Annotated in this window: 19 protein-coding genes; 13 read left to right on the top strand and 6 right to left on the bottom strand. The window is 71.0% G+C overall.

The features are described 5' to 3' along the window. The first annotated feature begins 152 nt into the window (after positions 1 to 152). Both ACF1G2_RS08410 and ACF1G2_RS08415 read left to right on the top strand, forming a co-directional pair. The gene (locus tag ACF1G2_RS08410) at positions 153 to 1,646 is read left to right on the top strand and encodes an MFS transporter (protein WP_391797597.1); all 1,494 of its coding nucleotides are present in this window, start codon (positions 153 to 155) and stop codon (positions 1,644 to 1,646) included. A 179-nt stretch (positions 1,647 to 1,825) separates the two neighbouring features. After that, positions 1,826 to 2,302, top strand: a complete 477-nt coding sequence (locus ACF1G2_RS08415) for a peptidase inhibitor family I36 protein (RefSeq protein WP_391797490.1) — start codon at positions 1,826 to 1,828, stop codon at positions 2,300 to 2,302. Here the strand turns inward: ACF1G2_RS08415 and ACF1G2_RS08420 are convergent. Together ACF1G2_RS08420 and aceE are read right to left on the bottom strand one after the other, a co-directional pair. After that, positions 2,283 to 3,161 (bottom strand): potassium channel family protein, encoded by an 879-nt coding sequence (locus tag ACF1G2_RS08420; RefSeq protein WP_391797598.1) that lies wholly within the window; start codon positions 3,159 to 3,161, stop codon positions 2,283 to 2,285. The two genes, ACF1G2_RS08415 and ACF1G2_RS08420, sit on opposite strands and share 20 nt — an antisense overlap. Before the next feature lie 68 nt (positions 3,162 to 3,229). Continuing rightward, the gene (gene aceE, locus ACF1G2_RS08425; protein ID WP_391797491.1) at positions 3,230 to 5,962 is read right to left on the bottom strand and encodes a pyruvate dehydrogenase (acetyl-transferring), homodimeric type; all 2,733 of its coding nucleotides are present in this window, start codon (positions 5,960 to 5,962) and stop codon (positions 3,230 to 3,232) included. 410 nt (positions 5,963 to 6,372) lie between these two features. On the opposite strand from aceE, the gene ACF1G2_RS08430 reads away from it, so the two are divergent. The 6 genes from ACF1G2_RS08430 to ACF1G2_RS08455 all read left to right on the top strand — a co-directional run bounded on the left by ACF1G2_RS08430 (position 6,373) and on the right by ACF1G2_RS08455 (position 10,752). Further along, complete coding sequence (locus tag ACF1G2_RS08430) at positions 6,373 to 6,795, top strand: DUF3052 domain-containing protein (RefSeq protein ID WP_352192242.1); 423 nt, start codon at positions 6,373 to 6,375, stop codon at positions 6,793 to 6,795. Between the two features lie 129 nt (positions 6,796 to 6,924). After that, positions 6,925 to 7,383 (top strand): peroxiredoxin, encoded by a 459-nt coding sequence (locus ACF1G2_RS08435; RefSeq protein ID WP_260226461.1) that lies wholly within the window; start codon positions 6,925 to 6,927, stop codon positions 7,381 to 7,383. Between the two features lie 113 nt (positions 7,384 to 7,496). After that, the gene (locus tag ACF1G2_RS08440) at positions 7,497 to 8,072 is read left to right on the top strand and encodes a TerD family protein (protein WP_352192241.1); all 576 of its coding nucleotides are present in this window, start codon (positions 7,497 to 7,499) and stop codon (positions 8,070 to 8,072) included. A gap of 95 nt (positions 8,073 to 8,167) precedes the next feature. Further along, on the top strand, positions 8,168 to 8,743 hold the full coding sequence (locus tag ACF1G2_RS08445) for a TerD family protein (protein WP_391797492.1): 576 nt from the start codon (positions 8,168 to 8,170) through the stop codon (positions 8,741 to 8,743). Between the two features lie 29 nt (positions 8,744 to 8,772). Next, the gene (locus ACF1G2_RS08450; protein ID WP_391797493.1) at positions 8,773 to 9,918 is read left to right on the top strand and encodes a DUF475 domain-containing protein; all 1,146 of its coding nucleotides are present in this window, start codon (positions 8,773 to 8,775) and stop codon (positions 9,916 to 9,918) included. 96 nt (positions 9,919 to 10,014) lie between these two features. Beyond that, entirely contained in the window at positions 10,015 to 10,752 is a 738-nt protein-coding gene (locus tag ACF1G2_RS08455) for a Tellurium resistance (protein ID WP_391797494.1), read from the top strand. A gap of 9 nt (positions 10,753 to 10,761) precedes the next feature. Here ACF1G2_RS08455 and ACF1G2_RS08460 read toward each other — a convergent pair whose 3' ends face one another. Beyond that, complete coding sequence (locus ACF1G2_RS08460; protein ID WP_391797495.1) at positions 10,762 to 11,646, bottom strand: TerD family protein; 885 nt, start codon at positions 11,644 to 11,646, stop codon at positions 10,762 to 10,764. Between the two features lie 201 nt (positions 11,647 to 11,847). Here ACF1G2_RS08460 and ACF1G2_RS08465 point away from each other — a divergent pair, with 201 nt between their 5' ends. The 5 genes from ACF1G2_RS08465 (at position 11,848) to ACF1G2_RS08485 (ending at position 18,765) form a co-directional block, all read left to right on the top strand. Beyond that, on the top strand, positions 11,848 to 13,032 hold the full coding sequence (locus tag ACF1G2_RS08465) for an HpcH/HpaI aldolase/citrate lyase family protein (RefSeq protein WP_391797496.1): 1,185 nt from the start codon (positions 11,848 to 11,850) through the stop codon (positions 13,030 to 13,032). A 9-nt stretch (positions 13,033 to 13,041) separates the two neighbouring features. Further along, a complete protein-coding gene (locus tag ACF1G2_RS08470) occupies positions 13,042 to 15,693 on the top strand; it encodes a phosphoribosyltransferase (protein WP_391797497.1) in 2,652 nt (883 codons plus the stop codon). A 29-nt stretch (positions 15,694 to 15,722) separates the two neighbouring features. Next, positions 15,723 to 16,586: an HAD family hydrolase gene (locus ACF1G2_RS08475; protein ID WP_391797498.1), complete on the top strand. Its 864-nt coding sequence runs from the start codon at positions 15,723 to 15,725 to the stop codon at positions 16,584 to 16,586. A 266-nt stretch (positions 16,587 to 16,852) separates the two neighbouring features. Further along, on the top strand, positions 16,853 to 18,127 hold the full coding sequence (locus ACF1G2_RS08480; RefSeq protein WP_391797499.1) for a sensor histidine kinase: 1,275 nt from the start codon (positions 16,853 to 16,855) through the stop codon (positions 18,125 to 18,127). Then, positions 18,118 to 18,765, top strand: coding sequence for a response regulator (locus ACF1G2_RS08485; RefSeq protein ID WP_391797500.1), 648 nt, complete (start codon positions 18,118 to 18,120; stop codon positions 18,763 to 18,765). Before ACF1G2_RS08480 ends, ACF1G2_RS08485 begins: the two co-directional genes overlap by 10 nt. A gap of 18 nt (positions 18,766 to 18,783) precedes the next feature. Here the strand turns inward: ACF1G2_RS08485 and ACF1G2_RS08490 are convergent, their stop codons facing one another. The 3 genes from ACF1G2_RS08490 to ACF1G2_RS08500 all read right to left on the bottom strand — a co-directional run bounded on the left by ACF1G2_RS08490 (position 18,784) and on the right by ACF1G2_RS08500 (position 21,188). After that, the gene (locus tag ACF1G2_RS08490; RefSeq protein ID WP_391797501.1) at positions 18,784 to 18,999 is read right to left on the bottom strand and encodes a zinc ribbon domain-containing protein; all 216 of its coding nucleotides are present in this window, start codon (positions 18,997 to 18,999) and stop codon (positions 18,784 to 18,786) included. 9 nt (positions 19,000 to 19,008) lie between these two features. Further along, on the bottom strand, positions 19,009 to 20,334 hold the full coding sequence (locus tag ACF1G2_RS08495) for a hypothetical protein (RefSeq protein ID WP_391797599.1): 1,326 nt from the start codon (positions 20,332 to 20,334) through the stop codon (positions 19,009 to 19,011). Between the two features lie 191 nt (positions 20,335 to 20,525). Continuing rightward, entirely contained in the window at positions 20,526 to 21,188 is a 663-nt protein-coding gene (locus tag ACF1G2_RS08500) for a DUF4097 family beta strand repeat-containing protein (protein ID WP_391797502.1), read from the bottom strand. Between the last annotated feature and the right edge of the window lie 56 nt (positions 21,189 to 21,244).

Raw genomic sequence — 21,244 nt, forward strand, 5'->3', positions numbered from 1 at the left:
TGACTGACATTAGCCTCCTTCCCATGACTAGTCAGACCACCGTGGAAAAGGCCCCGCAGGGCCAGGGGGGCGACCGGAGCCCCGTTCCGGCTCCGTCGAAAGGCCTGCGCGGCCACCCCTGGCTGACTCTGTTCGCAGTCGCCGCCGGCGTGATGATGGTCGCGCTCGACGGCACGATCGTCGCGATAGCCAACCCGGCCATCCAGGCCGACCTCGGCGCCACCCTCGACCAGCTCCAATGGATCACCAACGGCTACCTGCTCGCGCTGGCCATCGCACTGATCACGGCCGGCAAGCTCGGTGACCGCTTCGGCCACCGCCAGACCTTCCTCATCGGCATCGCCGGCTTCGCCGCGGCCTCCGGAGCGATCGGCCTCTCGGACTCGATCGGGCTCGTGATCGGCTTCCGTGTCCTCCAGGGCCTCTTCGGCGCCCTGCTGATGCCGGCCGCGCTCGGCCTGCTGCGCGCCACCTTCCCCGCCGAGAAGCTGAACATGGCCATCGGCATCTGGGGCATGGTCATCGGTGCCTCGACGGCCGGCGGCCCGATCCTCGGCGGCTTCCTCGTCGAGCACGTCAGCTGGCAGTCCGTCTTCTTCATCAACGTGCCGGTCGGCGTCCTCGCCCTCGTGCTCGGCCTGGTGATCCTCAAGGACCACCGCGCCGAGAACGCCCCGCGCTCCTTCGACATCCTCGGCATCCTGCTGCTCTCCGGCGCCATGGGCTCCCTCGTCTGGGGCCTCATCAACGCCGGCGCCAAGTGGGGCTGGGCGAGCGGCAACACCGTGGGCTGCCTCGCCGCCGCCGTCCTGCTCTTCGTCGTCTTCGGCTTCTGGCAGACGAAGGTCAAGGAGCCGCTCATCCCGCTGGGCATGTTCCGCTCCGTCCCGCTCACGGCGGGCGTGGTGCTGATGGTCCTGATGGCCTTCGCCTTCATGGGCGGCCTGTTCTTCGTGACCTTCTACCTCCAGGGCGTCCAGGGCCTCAGCCCGATCGACAGCGGTCTGCACCTGCTGCCGCTGACGGCGATGATGATCGTCTCGTCGCCGCTGGCCGGCGCGCTGATCACCAAGTTCGGCCCGCGCATCCCGCTGGTGGGCGGCATGGTCTGCACCGCCGTCGCGATGTTCGGGATGATGTCCCTCTCCGCGGGGACCGGCACGTTCACGATGTCGCTCTGGTTCGCGCTGCTCGGCCTGGGCCTCGCCCCGGTCATGGTGGGCGCCACCGAGGTCATCGTCGGCAACGCCCCGCTGGAGCTCTCCGGTGTCGCGGGCGGTCTGCAGCAGGCCGCGATGCAGGTCGGTGGCGCGCTCGGTACGGCGGTGCTCGGTGCGGTCATGTCGTCGAAGGTCTCCAGCGCCTTCGGCGAGAACTGGACGGCCGCCGGGCTCCCGGGCGAGCCCGCTCCCGGGCTCGAGGAGGCCGCCGAGTTCGGCACGGTCCCGCCGCAGCTGGCCCAGGCGCCGAACATGACCCCGGACGTGCTCGACACGATCGGTGGCGTCATCCACGACACCTTCCTGGACGGCATGGGCCTGGCGTTCACCGTCGCCGGTGTCGTGGCAGTCGTCGCGGCCCTGGTCGCCATGCTGACCAAGCGCGGCGCAAACGCGGAGGCGGGTGCGGGCGCCGCCCACATCTGACGTACGCCGCGGGAAGCCCAACGCCCCGCCGGACCGCTCGCGCGGCCCGGTGGGGCTTTCTGCTGTTCGTCGTCTTCCGTCACCTGTCCGGGTGAATCGAGCCTTGGCCTCTTCCCAACGGGCAGTGACATCCGTCAGAGTTCTGATTACAGAGAGTGACGAAGCGGGGGTTGATCGACATGTACGAGAAGCACGCAGAGCCGAAGCACGCGCAGCACGCGCAGCACGCGCAGCACGCGCAGCACGCAGGGCCGAAGCGGCGGCTCCTGGCCGCCCTGGCGGCCGCGGCCGCTCTGCTCGCCGCTCTGCCGGCGGCCTGGCCGGCCGCCGCCGTGCCGGCCGCCGTGACCGCCGTCGCTCCACCGGGCACCAAGCTCGGAGCCTGCGGCCCCGGTCAGCTGTGCCTGTGGCCCAGGGCGGACTTCAAGGGCGCGGCGTGGAAGCACGAGCTGGCCGGCACCGACATCGAGAGCTGTGTGGCGCTGCCGCCGGGCGCGAGCGCCCAGGCCCTGGCGAACAGGACCGGGCGGCCGGTCACGACGTACCAGTCGGCGGAGTGCGCGGAGACGGGGGAGTTCGAGACCTATCCGGGGCGCGGGACCTGGGTTCCGCAGAGTCCGTACGAGGTCAGAGCCTTCAAGCTCTGGGAGCGCTAGGGGCCGTCCCCTGCGACGGCACGGGGTCGGCCGGCGAGAGGGTGGCCGGAGCCGGAGCCGGAGCCGGAGCCGGAGCCGGGGCCGCGGTCGGGGTCGGGGTCGGGGTCGAGGCACCCACAGAGGCCGCCGTCGGGGCCGCCGTCGGGGCCGCTGTCGGGGCCGTGAGCCGGGACACCTCGGCGCGCAGCTCCCGGACCTCCCGGGTCAGGGCCTCCAGAAGCTCGGTCTGGCGGCGCTCCACAGCGTCGTCCCGCTCGAAGCGGGAGATGAACCAGGCGGCGATGTTGGCGGTGACCACACCGAGCAGGGCGATGCCCGAGAGCATCAGGCCCACCGCGAGGACGCGGCCGAGTCCCGTGGTCGGTGCGTGATCGCCGTACCCCACGGTCGTCATCGTCGTGAACGACCACCAGACCGCGTCGCCGAGCGACTTGATGTTGCCGTTCGGGGCGTTCCGCTCCACATGGAGCACGGCGAGCGAGCCGAACATCATCAGTCCGACCACCGCGCCCGCCACATAGGTGGTGAGCGTTATCTGCGGGGCCATGCGGGCCCGCCGGCCCACCAGGAGGAGTGTCGAGACGAGACGTAGCAGCCGCAGCGGCTGCACGAGCGGGAGCAGGACGGCGAGCAGATCGAGCGGATGGCCTCGCACGAACTGCCACTTGGCCGGGGACAGCGCGAGCCGGACGGCGTAATCGGCCGCGAAGGCCCCCCAGACCACCCATTCCACGATCAGGCACAGCTCATGGATCCAGCGGTCGGCATCCGGCGCCACGATCGGTACGGCGTAGGCGACGCCGAACGCCACTGCCAGGATCAGCAGTGGCGTCTGGGTGCGCTTCTCCCAGCGTTCCATCATGCCGGGAATCGTATGGGGGGTGCGGGGGCGCGTCGGCCCCGCACCCGCACCACACCTGTGCGCCGTTACGCGTCTCCGCCTGCCGGGCCGGGGTCGGCGGCGGCGACGTCGAGCAGCTGGTAGCGGTCCACGGCCTGCTTCAGCGCCGACCGGTCGACCTTGCCCTCGCGGGCGAGCTCGGTGAGGACCGCGAGCACGATCGACTCGGCGTCGATGTTGAAGTAGCGGCGCGCGGCGCCCCGCGTGTCGGCGAAGCCGAAGCCGTCCGCGCCGAGCGAGGTGTAGGTGCCCGGCACCCAGCGGGAGATCTGGTCCGGGACCGAGCGCATCCAGTCGGAGACGGCGACGAACGGGCCCTGGGCGGAGGACAGCTTGCGCGTCACGTACGGGACGCGCTGCTCCTCCTCCGGGTGGAGCAGGTTGTGCCGGTCGACCTCGACGGCCTCGCGGCGCAGCTCGTTCCAGGACGTCGCCGACCAGACGTCGGCCCGGACGTTCCACTCCTCGGCGAGGATCCGCTGAGCCTCCACCGCCCACGGCACGGCGACACCGGAGGCCATGATCTGCGCGGGGATCGCTCCGGCCTCGCCCGCCTTGTAGCGGTAGATGCCCTTGAGGATGCCCTCGGCGTCCACGTTCTCGGGCTCGGCCGGGTGCTGGATCGGCTCGTTGTAGACGGTCAGGTAGTAGAAGACGTCCTCGGCGTCGGGGCCGTACATCCTCTTCAGGCCGTCCTGGACGATGTGCGCGATCTCGAATCCGAAGGCCGGGTCGTACGCGACACAGCCGGGGTTCGTCGAGGCGAGCAGATGCGAGTGGCCGTCCGCGTGCTGGAGGCCCTCACCGGTGAGCGTCGTCCGGCCGGCGGTGGCGCCGAGCACGAAGCCGCGCGCCAGCTGGTCGGCCATCTGCCAGAACTGGTCACCGGTCCGCTGGAAGCCGAACATCGAGTAGAAGACGTAGACCGGGATGAGCGGTTCGCCGTGCGTGGCGTACGCCGAGCCGGCCGCGATCAGTGAAGCGGTGCAGCCGGCCTCCGAGATGCCGTCGTGCAGCATCTGACCGGTCGGGGACTCCTTGTAGGCGAGCAGGAGTTCGCGGTCCACGGCCTCGTACTGCTGGCCCAGCGGGTTGTAGATCTTGGCGCTCGGGAAGAACGAGTCCATGCCGAAGGTGCGGTACTCGTCGGGGGCGATCAGCACGAACCGCTTGCCGATCTCCTTGTCCCGCATGAGGTCCTTGAGCAGCCGGACGAAGGCCATCGTGGTGGCGATCGACTGCTGGCCGGAGCCCTTCTTCACCGCGGCGTAGGTCTTCTCCTCGGGGAGTGCCAGCGGCTTCGACCGCACGACACGCGTCGGGACGTACCCGCCGAGCGCCTTGCGGCGGTCGTGCATGTACTGGATCTCCTCGGAGTCCCGGCCCGGGTGGTAGTACGGCGGCAGGCCGCCCTCCAGCTGACCGTCCGTGATCGGGATGTGCAGCCGGTCGCGGAAGCGCTTGAGGTCGTCGACCGTCAGCTTCTTCATCTGGTGGGTCGCGTTGCGGCCCTCGAAGTTCGGGCCGAGCGTCCAGCCCTTGACGGTCTGCGCGAGCACCACGGTCGGCTGGCCCTTGTGGGCCTTGGCCGCCTCGAAGGCCGCGAAGATCTTCTTGTGGTCGTGACCACCGCGGCCCAGGTGCAGGATCTGGTGGTCCGACATGCCCTCGACCATCGAGCGCAGCCGCTGGTCGTCGCCGAAGAAGTGGTCGCGGATGTACGCGCCGGTCTCCGTGGCGTACGTCTGGAACTGACCGTCGGGCGTGGTGTTCAGCTTGTTGACCAGGATGCCGTCGCGGTCCTGGGCGAGCAGCGGGTCCCAGGAGCGGTCCCAGATGAGCTTGATCACGTTCCAGCCGGCGCCGCGGAACTGCGACTCCAGCTCCTGGATGATCTTGCCGTTGCCGCGCACCGGGCCGTCGAGGCGCTGCAGGTTGCAGTTGACGACGAAGGTCAGGTTGTCCAGGCCCTCGCGGGCGGCGATGGAGAGCTGGCCGAGCGACTCCGGCTCGTCCATCTCGCCGTCGCCGAGGAACGCCCAGACGTGCGACTTGGAGGTGTCGGCGATGCCGCGCGCCTCCATGTAGCGGTTCATCCGGGCCTGGTAGATCGCGCCGAGCGGGCCGAGGCCCATCGACACGGTCGGGAACTCCCAGAAGTCCGGCATCAGCCGGGGGTGCGGGTACGAGGAGAGCCCGTTCGGGAACTTGGACTTCTCCTGGCGGAACGCGTCCAGCTGGGTCTCGGACAGCCGGTCGAGCAGATAGGCCCGCGCGTAGATGCCGGGCGAGGCGTGACCCTGGAAGAAGATCTGGTCGCCGCCGTCGCCCTCGTCCTTGCCACGGAAGAAGTGGTTGAAGCCGACGTCGTACAGCGAGGCCGAGGAGGCGAAGGTGGCGATGTGGCCGCCGACCCCGATGCCCGGGCGCTGCGCGCGCGAGACCATCACGGCCGCGTTCCAGCGGGTCGCGTTGAGGACCTTGCGCTCGATCTCCTCGTTACCGGGGAAGAACGGCTCGTCCCTGGTCGCGATCGTGTTCACGTAGTCCGTGCTGCGCATCTCGGGCACCGCGACGCGCTTCTCGCGGGCGCGCTCGATCAGGCGGAGCATCAGGTAGCGGGCCCGCTCGCGCCCTCGCTCGTCGACCGCCGCGTCGAGGGAGTCGAGCCATTCCTGGGTCTCTTCGGGATCGAAATCCGGGACCTGGCTGGGAAGGCCGCCAATGATGATCGGGTTGCGATCGGATCCGGAAGCCACGCTGTTCCTTCGCTGTTCGGTGGAGCCCACGGAGGCCGGGACGCCGGCCGGGATGTCCATCGTGTACCCCGTCGGTGTCAAACGTCATCTCTACCGAGGGGTAACCCCCGCTGGGCGCCTGGTTGGGTCAAATCGCAACCTTACGCCCAACCCGCGCATGCGTTTCGTCAGCACGTTCGGCAGACTGAAGCCGCGGAACCTTGCAAAGCAGGACGAAGCGTGTGCCGATCGTCACGGAATGGAGTGGATGCGGCCCGGGAGATGCGGCGAGACGGCCCCAAACGTCACCGTTTCGGCGGTCTCGGCGGCCGGGTACTTGCGCGATCCGCCCAGCCCGTGTGGACTACGGCCAGCGCCGCGCGTACGCGCGTGGCCGAAGCATTTTCCGATACATGATCAGGAGGCAAGCCGTGAGCGCGACCGCGGACCACGCGGAGGAGCGGACCAACCCGGCAGCGAGGCTGGGGTTCGAGCCCGGACAGGTGGTCCAGGAGATCGGTTACGACGACGACGTCGATTTCGATCTCCGCGAAGGCATCGAGTCCATCATCGGGTCGGACCTCGCTGACGAGGACTACGACGACGTCGCCGACGCCGTCGTGCTCTGGTTCCGCGACGAGGACGGAGATCTGACGGACTCCCTGGTCGATGCCATTGGCCTGCTGGAGGACGGCGGAGTCGTATGGCTGCTGACGCCCAAGACGGGCCGTGACGGCTACGTCGAGCCGAGCGACATCAGCGATGCCGCGCAGACCGCCGGCTTCTCCCAGACCAAGAGCATCAGCGTGGCGAAGGACTGGGCGGGCAGCCGCCTCGTCGCTCCCAAGCGCTGATCCCCCAAGCAGCAGGAGCCCCCGCCGGACCCGTCCGGCGGGGGCTCTGTGCGTGGGGGGACCGCGGGGACCGCCGGGGTTCTAAGCTGGGCCTTCACCTGTTCGGTCCAGTGAAGGGACACGTACGCCATGGCGATCGAGGTCGGCACGAAGGCGCCGGAGTTCGAGCTCAAGGACAACCACGGCCGCACCGTGAGGCTCTCCGACTACCGGGGCGAGAAGAACGTGGTCCTGCTCTTCTACCCCTTCGCCTTCACCGGCGTCTGCACCGGCGAGCTGTGCGAGCTGCGCGACAACCTGCCGAAGTTCGTCAACGACGACACCCAGCTCCTCGCCGTCTCCAACGACTCGATCCACACCCTGCGCGTCTTCGCCGACCAGGAGGGACTGGAGTACCCGCTCCTCTCCGACTTCTGGAAGCACGGCGAGGCCTCCCGCGCCTACGGGGTCTTCGACGAGGACAAGGGCTGCGCGGTGCGCGGCACGTTCATCATCGACAAGGAGGGCGTCGTCCGCTGGACCGTCGTCAACGCCCTCCCGGACGCCCGCGACCTCAACGACTACCTCAAGGCGCTCGACACTCTCTGACCATCGGGGCGAATCGTCTGTCCAGGCCGGGAACCCCTCACTAGGATCCAGACGTTGATCCGATGCCAACGCACGACGGGGGCGCTGCCCCTGGAAACCACATGGAGGGACTCGTGGGAGTCAGCCTCAGCAAGGGCGGCAACGTCTCGCTGACCAAGGAGGCCCCTGGCCTGACCGCCGTCACCGTCGGTCTGGGCTGGGACGTCCGTACCACCACCGGGACGGACTTCGACCTCGACGCCAGCGCCATTCTGGTCAGCGCGGAGGGCAAGGTCCGCAACGACCAGGACTTCGTGTTCTTCAACAACCTGAAGAGCGCCGACGGCTCGGTCGAGCACACCGGTGACAACCTCACCGGTGAGGGCGAGGGTGACGACGAGCAGGTCAAGGTCAGCCTGGCCACGGTGCCCGCCGATGTCGCCAAGATCGTCTTCCCGGTGTCGATCTACGACGCCGAGAACCGCCAGCAGTCCTTCGGCCAGGTGCGCAACGCGTTCATCCGCGTCGTGAACCAGGCCGGCGGTGCCGAGATCGCCCGGTACGACCTCTCCGAGGACGCCTCGACCGAGACGGCCATGGTCTTCGGCGAGCTGTACCGCAACGGCGAGGAGTGGAAGTTCCGCGCCGTCGGCCAGGGCTACGCCTCGGGCCTGCGCGGTATCGCCCAGGACTTCGGCGTCAACGTCTGACCGACAGTCCGATCCGTCCGGCGCCGCACGTTCCGTGCGGCGCCGGACGTGCCTCATCAGCACGACCACCGCAGTATCACCGGGGAGGAACACACATGGGCGTCACGCTCGCCAAGGGAGGCAACGTCTCCCTCTCCAAGGCCGCACCCAACCTCACCCAGGTGCTGGTCGGCCTCGGATGGGACGCGCGCTCCACCACCGGAGCGCCCTTCGACCTCGACGCCAGCGCCCTGCTGTGCCAGTCGGGACGGGTGCTCGGCGACGAGTACTTCGTCTTCTACAACAACCTCAAGAGCCCCGAAGGCTCCGTCGAACACACGGGCGACAACCTCACCGGCGAGGGTGACGGCGACGACGAGTCGCTGATCGTGGACCTGGTCAAGGTCCCGGTCCACTGCGACAAGATCGTCTTCCCGGTCTCGATCCATGAGGCCGACAACCGCGGCCAGACCTTCGGCCAGGTCAGCAACGCCTTCATTCGCGTCGTGAACCAGGCCGACGGCCAGGAGCTCGCCCGCTACGACCTCTCCGAGGACGCCTCCACCGAGACCGCAATGATCTTCGGCGAGCTGTACCGGTACGGGGGCGAATGGAAGTTCCGGGCCGTGGGACAGGGGTACGCGTCCGGACTCCGGGGCATCGCTCTAGACTTCGGGGTCAACGTTTCGTAAAGCCGCGTACTTACACGATGGGGTAGACAGTGGTACTGAAAACCTTCGGCTGGTCGTTCGCCATCACGGCGCTCGGACTGGTCGCAGCGGTGCTCTACGGGGGGTGGGAAGCGTTCGGGATCGTCGCGATCCTGTGCATCCTCGAGATCTCGCTGTCCTTCGACAATGCGGTGGTCAACGCCGGAATCCTGAAGAAGATGAATGCCTTCTGGCAGAAGATCTTCCTCACCATCGGTGTGCTCATCGCCGTCTTCGGCATGCGGCTGGTCTTCCCCGTCGTGATCGTCGCGATCAGCGCCAAGATCGGCCCCATCGAGGCCGTCGACCTCGCTCTCAACGATGCCGAGCGCTACGAGCAGCTCGTGACCGACGCGCACCCGTCGATCGCGGCGTTCGGCGGCATGTTCCTTCTGATGATCTTCCTCGACTTCATCTTCGAGGACCGTGACATCAAGTGGCTCGGCTGGCTGGAGCGCCCGCTGGCCAAGCTCGGCAAGATCGACATGCTGTCGGTCTGCATCGCCCTGATCGTCCTGGCGATCAGCGCCATGACCTTCGCGACCCAGGCGCACCAGCACGGCGGTACGCACGCCGACAAGGCGGCGACCGTCCTGCTCTCCGGCGTCTTCGGTCTCATCACCTACCTCGTCGTCGGCGGTCTCTCGGGCTACTTCGAGAACAAGCTGGAGGAGGAAGAGGAGCGCGAGCACGAGGCAGAGGAGGAGGCCAAGCGCAGCGGCAAGAAGGTCGGCGTCGTCCAGCTGGCCGGCAAGGCCGCCTTCTTCATGTTCCTCTACCTCGAAGTCCTCGACGCGTCGTTCTCGTTCGACGGTGTCATCGGCGCCTTCGCCATCACCAACGACATCGTCCTCATGGCGCTCGGCCTCGGCGTCGGCGCGATGTACGTCCGTTCGCTGACGGTCTACCTGGTCCGCCAGGGCACCCTCGACGACTACGTCTACCTGGAGCACGGCGCCCACTACGCCATCGGCGCGCTCGCCGTGATCCTCATGATCTCCATCCGCTACCAGATCCCCGAGGTCGTCACCGGCCTCATCGGCGTCGCCCTGATCGGCTGGTCCTTCTGGTCCTCCGTCCGGCGCAACAGGGCACTCGCGGCCGCCGAGGGAAAAGCTGACTCCTCGGGCAAGACCGAGGTGTCGTCCGGGGTGTGACACCCCGGGCAATGAGGAACGCTTCACTGCGGGGCGGCCGGTGCACCCGGCCGCCCCGCGGCGTCTGACGGGGTTTCGAGTGGGGGGTGGGGGCACATGGGCTTCTTCGACGGCCTGTTTCCGGGGAGGGCCGCGCAGTTCGATTCCGGCAGCGCCTCCAGCAACACCATCGACCTCACCAAACGGCGCCCGACGGTCTCCCTGACCAAACAGGGCGCCGCCACCGGCAATCTGCGCGTCAACCTCTCCTGGCGGATGCGCACCTCCGACATCGAGGGCCGCTCACGACAGAGCGGCCAGCTGCTCCGCCACCCCTCGAAGCTCTTCAAGCCCGAGGTCGTCCAGGCGCACACCCAGAGCATGGTCAACGTCGACCTGGACCTCGGGTGCATGTACGAGCTCGCGGACGGCAGCAAGGGCGTGGTGCAGCCGCTCGGCGGCTTCTTCGGGGCCCTGAACGCGGCGCCGTACGTGAACCTGAGCGGCGACGACCGGTTCGGCGGCTCGTCCGGCGAGACGATCTTCGTCAACCTCGACCACCGGGACGAGATCAAGCGCCTGCTCTTCTTCGTCTACATCTACGACCAGACCCCGGCCTTCGACCGGACGCACGCCAAGGTGACGCTCTACCCCAGCAACGGGCCGCGGATCGAGATCGAACTCGACGAGCGCGCACCGCAGGCCCGCTCCTGCGCGGTGTTCACCGTCGAGAAGGTCAAGGACGAGCTGATCGTCCGCCGTCAGGTGAAGTTCGTGTACGGCTTCCAGGCGGAGCTGGACCGGCTGTACGGATGGGGCCTGCAGTGGGGGCGCGGCTACAAGACCAAGGCGTAGCAGATGCGCTTACGGGCGGACGAACTGCGGGCCCATCGGCGGCATCCGGAAGTTCGGGTCCGGGGCGGGCGCGGCGGCCGCCGCCGGCTGGGGGTAGCCGTACGCCGGCCGGTCGGACGCGACCGGCTGCGGGTAGCCGTAGGCCGGCACGGGCGCCGGGGGGCTGGTCGGCTGGGGCGGCACGGCCACGTGCGGATGGACGACGGTCGCGTCGGCGTCCGTGACGGGCGCCGCGGGCGGAGCGGTCCGAGTGGCCGGATCCTGTCCCTCCCGAGCGCCGGAGCCGGGACCGCCGGGACCGCCCGCGCCGTCGGCGGGCGCGGAGCCGTCGGACTCCTCGGAGCCCTCGTCGACCGAGATCCCGAAGTCGGTGGCGAGCCCGACCAGCCCGGTCGGGTAGCCCTGCCCCACCGCCCGGAACTTCCAGCCGTCCCCACGCCGGTACAGCTCGCCGCAGATGATCGCCGTCTCCTCGCCCGTCTCCGCCTTCACATCGAAGAGGGCGAGCGGCTCCCGGTCCGGCGCACTCGCGTCGTACAGCAGAATCCGCAGGTCGGAGACCGACCGGAAGGTGTCGCCATCCGAGGAGGCCGCGATCACGACCTGGTCGACCGTCCGGTCGAGCCCGCCGAGATCGGCCTCGACCGTGTCGGTCAGTCCCTCCGTCACCCGCTTCTTGGGCAGCCGGCGCACCAGGCCGGAGGGGTGCCGGGGCTGGTTGTAGAAGACGAAGTCCTCGTCGGAGCGCACCCGGCCGTCGGCGCCCAGCAGCAGCGCGGAGGCGTCGACGTCGGGGACCCCGGGTCCCGGGGTCCAGCGGAGCACGGCCCGTACGGCCGCGGTGTCGAGAGGGACGTTGGAGCCCTTCAGCATCGCGTGCGTCATGACCGTCATCCTGCCTTCCCTGCCGTCCGCCGGACAACGCGGGGGCCGTACCGATCCGCGCGTCGTGCCAGCTCGCGAAGTGCGCGGCATGCGACGGATGCGGACGAGTTACCTGGATTTCATACTCGAAGGGAACTGCGGACACCCGCACCTACGTACTATTACCGGCCACATGTCGTCACGGCTACAGAGGCAGTCGGGGGAGTTACATTGCGTCATTTCGGGCACATCCCGTCCGCCACACGGGCCGGGCTGTTCCACCAGGAGCCGGCCGAGTTCACGGCGGACTCCCCAGCGAGCACGCTCGCCGTGGCTCTGGGCGCCACCCTCTACAGCCCTGCCACCCGGCCGCGACTCGCCGACGACGTGCGCAAACAGGCCGCACGCGGCGTCGTCTCCATGGTGCTGTGCCTGGAGGACTCCATCGCCGACGCCGACGTGGAGGCCGCCGAGACGAACCTGGTGAACCAGTTCGCCGACCTCGCGCACGGCCTCACGGAGGACGACCGTGCCGTCCAGGACGTGCCCCTGCTCTTCATCCGGGTCCGTGAACCCCACCAGATCACCGATCTGGTCGCCCGCCTCGGCGACGACGTCCGCCTGCTGACCGGATTCGTGCTGCCGAAGTTCACCGAGACCCGCGGGCACGCCTTCCTAGAGGCCCTCACCGCCGCCGAGAGGGCGTGTGGACGGCGACTCTTCGCCATGCCCGTCCTGGAGTCCCCCGAACTGCTGCACCTGGAGACCCGCGCCGAGACCCTCGCGGGGATCGCCACGACCGTCGACAAGTACCGCCAGCGGGTCCTCGCCCTGCGCCTCGGGGTCACCGACTTCTGCTCGGCCTACGGGCTGCGCCGCTCGCCCGACATGACGGCGTACGACGTCCAGCTCGTCGCCCATGTCATCGCCGACGTCGTCAACGTCCTCGGCCGCTCCGACGGCACCGGCTTCACGATCACCGGACCGGTCTGGGAGTACTTCCGGCTCGGCGAGCGCATGTTCAAGCCCCAGCTGCGCCGCAGCCCCTTCCTGGAGGGCCGCGCCGAGGACCTGCGCACCGCCCTCATCGAGCACGACCTCGACGGGCTGCTGCGCGAGATCGAACTCGACCGCGCCAACGGCCTGCTCGGCAAGACCTGCATCCACCCCACACACGTGGTGCCCGTGCACGCGCTGTCCGTGGTCAGCCACGAGGAGTACAGCGACGCGCAGGACATCCTGCGGCCCGAACGCGGCGGGGGCGGCGTGATGCGTTCCGCGTACACGAACAAGATGAACGAGGTGAAGCCGCATCGCGCGTGGGCCGAGCGGACCCTCCTGCGCGCCGAGGTCTTCGGCGTCGCCAAGGAGGACGTCGGCTTCGTGGATCTGCTCACCGCCGGACTGGCCGGCTGACGGAAGGTGATGGACGACGTGGTGTGGTCGGGAACGTGGGTCGCGGAGCGACTGGGCGTCGAACTGATCGGCGGCGAGGAGCTCCCGGGCCTGTTGGGCCTCGCACTGCGCCGCAACCCGAAGCGCGCGCATCTGCTGGTCTCCAACGTGCTCGGCAAGCATGTGCCGCAGCGGCCGGCCGTCGTCTACGACTCCGGCTTCTCGCTCGGCCTGCGCGTCCGTGACCTGCTCGGTCCCGACGAGGCGGCGCGCAGCGTCGTCGTCGGCTACGCGGAGACGGCCACCGGCCTCGGCCACTCGGTGGCCGACGGGCTCGGCTTCGCGCCCTATCTGCACTCGACCCGGCGGCCCGTCGACGGAGTGGCGAGCGCGGGCGGGTTCGAGGAGTCCCACTCGCACGCCACCTCGCACCTGCTGCTGCCCGAGGACCCGAAGCTGCTCGCCGGCGACGGCCCGCTGGTCCTCGTCGACGACGAGTTCTCCACCGGCAACACCGTCCTGAACACCGTCCGGGACCTGCACGAGCGCTTCCCGCGTGAGCGGTACGTGGTCGTGGCCCTGGTCGACATGCGCTCGGCCGAGGACCTCGGGCGGCTGGAGACCTTCGCCCGGGAGATCGGCGCCCGCGTCGACCTGGTGACCGGCGCGGCAGGCACCGTACGGCTGCCGGAGGGGGTCCTGGAGAAGGGCCAGGCGCTGGTCGCCGCACACGAGACGGCTCAGGACGCCCAGGGGGCCCTCGGGGCGCAGGAGGCACCCGGGGCGCCCGGCGCGCCCGTACCGGCGCCCAGGGAGCCCCTGACGGCCCCCGTACGGGTCGATCTGGGCTGGCCGTCCTCGATACCGGACGGCGGCCGCCACGGCTTCGGCGCGCCCCACGCGGCCGCGCTGAACGACGCCCTCCCGGCCATGACCGAGCGCCTCGGCACCGCTCTCGGCGGGGCGCGGCGGATCCTGGTCCTCGGCTTCGAGGAGCTGATGTACGCGCCGCTGCGGCTGGCCGTCGCCCTGGAGCGCGCCGGCCGGGACGTCCTGTACTCCACGACCACCCGTTCGCCCGTTCTCGCCGTCGACGACCCCGGCTACGCCATAAGGACCCGGCTCGTCTTCCCCGCCCACGACGAGCCCGCCGACGGCCCCGGCGAGCGGTACGCGTACAACGTCGCGGGCGCCGGGTTCGACGCGGTCGTGGCGGTCGTCGACTCCGTGGCCGACACGCCGGAGCTGCACGCCCCGGACGGCCTGCTGGCCCAGCTCGCGGCCCACATCCCGCACGTGGTGCTCGCGGTCGTCCCGTCGTACGTCCCGTCGTACGTCCCGGCGCACGGAGCGGAGACCGTGACGCGGACGCCGTCGGCCGGCGAGCGGGCCGCGGAGGCGACTGACGCCGCAAGGGCCCCGGAGGCCCCGGAGGCCTTCCGAGCCCGAGCCGTACCCGCTCACGAGACCGGCGGGGCCGTCCCCGCTCCCGATGCCACCCAAGCTCCCGAAAGGAGCTCCATGCTGCCCGAGCCCCTCCGCGGCCCCGCCTTCTCCTCGTACGCCCCCGAGGAGGTCGGCTGGCTGCTCCAGGACCTCTCGGACGTCGAACTGGAGGCGCCGACCGAGGAGCGCGAGGAGGCGATCCAGAGCGGAGGCGCCCACTACGCGGAGTCGCTGCCGGTCGAGTACCAGCCGAGCGCCCAGTACCAGGAGCTCTTCCACGCCGCCCTGGAGACCTCGGCCTCCCGGATCGCCCGCGCCGTCGGCACCGTCACCGAGACCGTCCTCGCCGAGAAGACCGGCACACCGGTGCTCGTCTCCCTCGCCCGGGCCGGCACCCCCGTCGGCGTCCTCATGCGCCGCTGGGCGCAGGCCCGCCACGGCCTCGAACTGCCCCACTACGCCGTCTCCATCGTCCGTGGCCGCGGCATCGACGCCAACGCGCTGCGCTGGCTCGCCGCCCACCACGACCCGGCCGATGTCGTCTTCGTCGACGGCTGGACCGGCAAGGGCGCCATCACCCGCGAACTCGCCGAGGCGATCCAGGAGTTCGAGCGCGCCGAGGGGATCACCGGCTTCGACCCGGAGATCGCGGTCCTCGCCGACCCCGGCTCCTGCGTGCGCACGTACGGCACGCGCGAGGACTTCCTCATCCCCTCCGCCTGCCTCAACTCGACCGTCTCCGGCCTGATATCGCGGACGGTCCTGCGCGCCGACCTCGTCGGCCCGGACGACTTCCACGGCGGCAAGTTCTACCGCGAACTGGCCGGCGCCGACGTCTCGAACGCCTTCCTCGACGCCATCGCCGCCCGCTTCGACGAGGTGGCCGAGGACGTGGCGACGGGAGTGAAGGAGCTGCTCGCCGCCGACCGGACCCCCACCTGGGAGGGCTGGGCGGCCGTCGAGCGGATCAGCGAGGAGTACGGCATCCACGACGTCAACCTGGTCAAGCCCGGTGTCGGCGAGACCACCCGGGTCCTGCTGCGCCGCGTCCCCTGGAAGATCCTCGCCCGGCGCGGCGCCGGCGCCGACCTCGCCCACGTACGCCTCCTCGCGGACCAGCGCGGTGTTCCCGTCGAGGAGGTCGACGGACTCCCGTACACCTGTGTGGGATTGATCCACCCTCAGTTCACGAGAGGCGCCACAGGCGCCGACGGAAAGGCGGTGGTCTCCCAGTGACCTCGGTGAGCAGCCCAAGCAGCCCCGTGATGGTCGCCAGCGACCTCGACCGTACGCTGATCTACTCCTCCGCGGCCCTCGCGCTCGGCATGCCCGACGCGCAGGCGCCCCGGCTGCTGAGCGTGGAGGTGCACGAGTCCAAGCCGCTGTCGTACATGACCGAGGACGCGGCCGCGCTGCTCGAACGGCTGGGCGCCGAGGCGGTCTTCGTACCCACCACGACCCGTACGCGCAAGCAGTACCAGCGCATCCAACTCCCCGGCCCCGCACCGAAGTACGCGATCTGCGCCAACGGCGGGCACATCCTCGTCGACGGAGCCGCGGACCGCGACTGGCACGGGTCCGTGGTGCGCAGGCTCGCCGAGGAGTGCGCGCCGCTGGGCGAGATCCGCGCGTACTTCACCGCCACCACCGACCTGTCCTGGGTGCGCAAGCACCGGGTCGCCGAGGACCTGTTCGCGTACCTCGTCGTGGAGCGGGAGCGGATGCCGGAGGAGTGGCTGAAGCGCTTCGGCGACTGGGCGGAGGACCGCGGCTGGACGGTCTCGCTGCAGGGCCGCAAGGTGTACGCGGTGCCGAAGCCGCTCACGAAGAGCGCGGCGATGCGTGAGGTGGCCCGCCGCTGCGGCGCGGACCTCGTCCTGGCCGCCGGAGACTCGCTGCTCGACGCGGACCTCCTGACGGCCGCCGACCGCGCCTGGCGCCCCGGCCACGGCGAACTCGCGGACACCGCCTGGGCGGCCCCGCACCTCGACGTCCTCGCGGAGCGGGGCGTGGCGGCGGGCGAGGAGATCCTCCGCCGTTTCCTGGCGGCCGTGGCCGACCACCGGTCGACCGTCATCCCGTCGCAGCTCCTCAACGGCTCCCCGGCGGCGCTCCCCGACCCGGCCTGAGCGGCGGTGCGGTTTTCCGCAGTGTGGGCGGGGGCACGGCCCCGTTAGCGTGTCGGATCATGACGAACACGCCCCGGGACGACGGCAGTCGGCGGGCCGGTGGTCGGCCGGATCGCGCGGAGCCCGAGCGCACACCACTGGGCCCGCCGCCGGGCCTGAAGCCGGGCCCGGTACCGGCCCCGGCGTCGGGACGACCGGTCCTCCGCCCGCCCGTCGGGCGGCCGGGGCGTCCGCTTGTCCGGCCGTCCGACGCGGGGCTGGGGAGCATGTCCCGCCGGCCGGCTGACGCAGCGCGGGGGAGCACGTTCCTCCGGCCGTCCGACGCGCCGCCCGGGCGTCCGCTCGTCCGGCCGTCCGACGCGGGGCAAGGGAGCGCGCTTCTCCGGACGCCCGGGCGTCCGCTCGTCCGGTACCTCGCCCGCTGGATCCGCCTGTCCCTCGGCCTCGCACTCGGGGCGGGGACCGCCGTCCTGGAGCTCCTCGGCACCCTCCTCGGCGCCCTCGCGCTGCTTCCCGTGCTCGCCTCGCCCCGTGGCCGCGCCGCCGTGCTGCGCCCGCTGACAGCCGCCGCGCACGCCCTCACCCGCCTGGAGCGGGCCCGCCTCGACCGCCTCCTCGGTGTCCGGCTCCCCGGGGTCCACCACGCGGCCGCCCTGCGCTACCTCGCGGCCCGCTGGCCGCTCGGCGTGCTCGGCGCCGTCGTCCTCGGCTGCGGCGCGTACGGACTCGGGCTCGGCACCTTCGCCTTCTACGGCTGGCTGATCACCGACATCCAGCACCCCTGGCTCGTCGGGGCCAGCAGTGTCGGCGGGTTCTTCCTGCTCTTCCTCGCCGCGCAGGGCGCCCTCGGCGTCATCGCCCTGGAGGACGGACTCGCCCGCCGCTTCGGGCCCAGCCACGCCGACGCCCTGGAGGCCAGGATCGCCGAACTGGCCACCAGCCGCGCCGAGGTCATGGACGTCGTCCACGACGAGCGGCGCCGGATCGAGCGCGACCTCCACGACGGCGTCCAGCAGCGGCTCGTCGCCCTCGGCATGCTGATCGGCCGGTCGCGCCGGATCCGGGCCCGGGACCCGGAGGGCGCCGACGCCCTGCTGCTCCAGGCCCACGAGGAGAGCCGGCGCGCACTGGCCGAACTGCGCGAGGTGGCCTGGCGGGTCTACCCCGCCGTGCTCGACGAGGGCGGTCTGCGCGCGGCCCTGGAGACGGTCGCGGAACGGAGCACGCTGCCCGTGGGGCTCTCGTACACGGTGGAGCGGCCGCTTCCCAGGCCCGTGGAGACGGTCGTGTACTTCCTCGTCTCGGAAGCGGTCACCAATGTGCTCAAGCATGCGGACGCGAGCCGTATCGACGTACAAGTAACCCTGGTGGGAGAGGAGTTGAGCGTGCGGGTGGCGGACGACGGGGCGGGTGGCGCGGACGCCTCCGGCAGCGGACTGAGCGGGCTCGCGAGCCGGACCGCGGCGCTGGACGGACGGTTCGCGGTGGAGAGTCCCGCGGGCGGTCCGACGGTCGTACGGGCGGTCCTGCCGTGCGCGTGATCCTGGCGGAGGACTCGACGCTTCTACGGGAGGGGCTCGTACGGCTCCTGGCCGAGGAGGGCCACGAGGTGACGGCGGCGGTCGGCAACGCGGTCGAACTGCTCGCGGCGGTACGGACGGACCCGCCGGACGTGGTCGTGGCCGACGTACGGATGCCGCCGACGCACACGGACGAAGGGCTGCGGGCGGCCCTGGAGATCCGCCGCGAGTGGCCGGACGTCGGGGTGCTCGTCCTCTCGCAGTACGTGGAGAGGCGGTACGCCACCGAGCTGCTGACCGGCGAGTCGGGGGCGGTGGGCTATCTGCTCAAGGACCGGGTGGCGCAGGTGGACGAGTTCCTGGACGCGCTGGAACGGGTGGGGGACGGGCGGACGGCGTTCGACCCGGAGGTCGTCCGCCGACTGCTCGTCCGTACCACCCACACCGATCCGCTGGCACGGCTGACACCCCGCGAGAGCGAGGTGCTCGCGGCGATGGCGCAGGGGCACACGAACGCGGCGATCGCCGGGCGGCTGCACGTGTCGCAGAGCGCCGTGGAGAAACACATCAACGCGCTCTTCGACAAACTCGAACTGACGGGGCGCGGCGAGGGCTACAGCAGAAGGGTCCTCGCGGTGCTCCGCTACCTGGGCACGTAAAGGGGCGGGGCCGGCGGTTCAGCCGCAGCAGCCCCCGCCGCAGCACCCGCCGCCACCGCCACCGCCACCGGACGGGGCGGGTGCGGCGGAGCCGCCCACGCCGCCGACCGAGAGCAGCTTGACGGTGTCGTCGTGGCCCGCGGGGCAGGCCGCGGGGGCGGAGGACTCGGCCATGGGGCGGCTGAGTTCGAAGGTGTCGCCGCAGGTGCGGCAGCGGTACTCGTATCGAGGCATGCGCACAGGCTAGCCGGAGTGGTGCCCGGCGCCTCGCTCCTCCCGGATCTGCTCGACGACGCGGGCGGCGGTGGCGCGGACGGCTTCGAGCTCGGTCAGGAAGTGCCAGTAGTCGGGGTGGCGGCCCTCCAGCGTGCCGACGGCCCGGTCGAGGCGCCCCACGGCGTCGTCGAGGGGGCGGGCGTGCCGGGGGTCGGGGGTGTTGCGCCCGGCCATGGCGAGGCGCTGGGCGTCGCGGACGGCGAAGCGGGCACGGTCGATCTCGTGCTGCGGGTCCTTGGCGACGGCGTCGAGGCGGCGCAGCCGGTCGCCGGCGGCGGAGACGGCCTCGTCGGTGGCGTTGAGCAGGGCGCGTGCGGTGGCGAGGAGACTGGTCGCGTCGGGCCAGCGCTGTTCGTCGCGGGCCTTGGCCGCCTCCGCGAGCCTCTCCTCGGCCTTGTGGACGTTGTCGGCGGCCTGGGAGGGGACGTACTGGAGGTCCTGCCAGCAAGCGGCGGAGAAACGGCGGCGGAGTTCGGAGAGGACCGGCTCGACGGTTCCGGCCCGGGTGGTGAGCGCCTCGGCGCGGGTACGGAGGGAGACGAGGCGCTTGTTCGTCTCGGCGGCCCGCTCGGGGAGGCGCTCGGCCTCGGTGCGGACGGCCTCGGCGTCGCGGAGGACCTTGTCGGCGCGCTGGAGGGTGTCGGCGACGCCGTGGCGGCCCGCTCCCTCGTTGAGCCGGGTGAGGTCGGGCCCGAGGGCGGCGAGCCGGGCGGCGAGGTCGTCGGCGCGGAGCCCGGCGGCGCGGGCGGTGTCGAGAGCAGTGCTCGCGTTCCGGAGCGCCTGTCGCGCCCGCTCGACGGCAGGCGCGAGCCGGGCGAGCTGGGTCTCGGCCGTGTCGAGGAGCGGCCCGAGCCCCTGGGTGAACCGGTCCAGCTCCCCCTTGACACGTACGAGCTCGTCCTTGGCCCGGGTCAGCTCGGTGCGGGCCCGGTTGGCGGTGGCCGCGTCCAGCTCGTCCCGGTCGAGGTCGTGCGCGTCGACGGCGGTGATGTAGGCGTGGCTGACCTCGTCGATCCGCTGCCCGAGGGCCGCGAAGCCGTCGACCGCGCGGCGGGCGCCGGGGGAGTCGTCCACGGCGGTGATCGTCTCGATGGAGATCCGCAGGTCGCGCTGGGCGGTGTCGAGCTCGTAGAACGCGGCGGCGGCGTCGTCCTTCGCGGCCTGCGCCTCGGCCCGCTGGCTCTCGCCGCGGCCGCCGAACCAGCGCCGGTTGCCGCCGGAGGCGAAGGCGGAGGGAAGAAGGGTGACGGCGAGCAGCGGCAGCAGCAGCCCGAGCCGCAGCACCCCCCGGATCCCCGCTCCCGTACCGGCTCCGGCTCCTGTACCGGCACCGGCTCCTGTACCGGATCCCGTCTTCGCCCCCGTCACGGCGCTCGTAGAAGTACCCCTCGCGTGAGTCGCCGCCACGTCCCTCTCCCGTGCTGTGTCCGCCCTGCCCGGTCCGGTTCATTCTCCCACCAGGTAAGGACGAACACACGGGCCTGTCAGTTCGCGGTGCGGACGACGACTTCCCCGTTGTCACTGCGGGCGGCCACGACATGGGCGCTGCCCTTCTGCGTGGGCACGTCGATCCGGACGTCGCCGTTGTCGCTGCGCCCGTCGACGTCGTAGGTGGCGTCGGGCAGGGCGATGTCGACCTCCCCGTTGTTGCTGACGGCCTCCACATGCCGGGGGACGGCGCTCAGCGCGATCCGCACGGCCCCGTTGTCGGACCGCGCGACGACCCGCTCGGACCGGGTGCCGCCCTCCACGACGACCTCCCCGTTGTCGCTGGTCAGATCAAGGGCTCCGGAGGAGCCCCGGACGATGACGGCGCCGTTGTCTGACCGGATCCGGAGGTCGGTGTCGAACCCGTCGGCGGTCACCTGCCCGTTGTCGTCCTCCACGGTGACGGCCACACCGCGGGGCACCTGGACACGGTGGAGGGAGCCGCAGTTGCTGGCGACGGCATCGCACTCGACGCGCAGGGTGAGCCGCCCGTCCCGAAGCCCCCAGACGGCCTCGGGCCCGCTCCCCATGAACACCCACCCGTCGACCTGCCGACTGACGCGCACGTCCTCGATGTCGGCGGGAACGATCTCGATCTCGGAGTTCTCGGCATCGACGACGAGGGAGTCCCCGGAGAAGGCGAAGGTCTTCTTCTCCACGGGAGCCCCCTCCACCTCGGCACTCCCACACCCGACAAGGCTGAGCCCCCCGACGA

The organism is Streptomyces sp. NPDC013457 (assembly GCF_043089925.1).
Taxonomy (GTDB): Bacteria; Actinomycetota; Actinomycetes; order Streptomycetales; family Streptomycetaceae; genus Streptomyces.

Bases quoted from the DNA above. Each gene is read 5' to 3' on its own strand.
- ACF1G2_RS08480 (WP_391797499.1), top strand. From the start codon at position 16,853: ATGTCCCGCCGGCCGGCTGACGCAGCGCGGGGGAGCACGTTCCTCCGG.
- ACF1G2_RS08415 (WP_391797490.1), top strand. From the start codon at position 1,826: ATGTACGAGAAGCACGCAGAGCCGAAGCACGCGCAGCACGCGCAGCAC.
- ACF1G2_RS08435 (WP_260226461.1), top strand. From the start codon at position 6,925: ATGGCGATCGAGGTCGGCACGAAGGCGCCGGAGTTCGAGCTCAAGGAC.
- ACF1G2_RS08470 (WP_391797497.1), top strand. From the start codon at position 13,042: ATGGACGACGTGGTGTGGTCGGGAACGTGGGTCGCGGAGCGACTGGGC.
- ACF1G2_RS08420 (WP_391797598.1), bottom strand. From the start codon at position 3,161: ATGGAACGCTGGGAGAAGCGCACCCAGACGCCACTGCTGATCCTGGCA.
- ACF1G2_RS08445 (WP_391797492.1), top strand. From the start codon at position 8,168: ATGGGCGTCACGCTCGCCAAGGGAGGCAACGTCTCCCTCTCCAAGGCC.
- ACF1G2_RS08490 (WP_391797501.1), bottom strand. From the start codon at position 18,999: ATGCCTCGATACGAGTACCGCTGCCGCACCTGCGGCGACACCTTCGAA.
- ACF1G2_RS08410 (WP_391797597.1), top strand. From the start codon at position 153: ATGATGGTCGCGCTCGACGGCACGATCGTCGCGATAGCCAACCCGGCC.
- ACF1G2_RS08475 (WP_391797498.1), top strand. From the start codon at position 15,723: ATGGTCGCCAGCGACCTCGACCGTACGCTGATCTACTCCTCCGCGGCC.
- ACF1G2_RS08460 (WP_391797495.1), bottom strand. From the start codon at position 11,646: ATGACGGTCATGACGCACGCGATGCTGAAGGGCTCCAACGTCCCTCTC.
- ACF1G2_RS08455 (WP_391797494.1), top strand. From the start codon at position 10,015: ATGGGCTTCTTCGACGGCCTGTTTCCGGGGAGGGCCGCGCAGTTCGAT.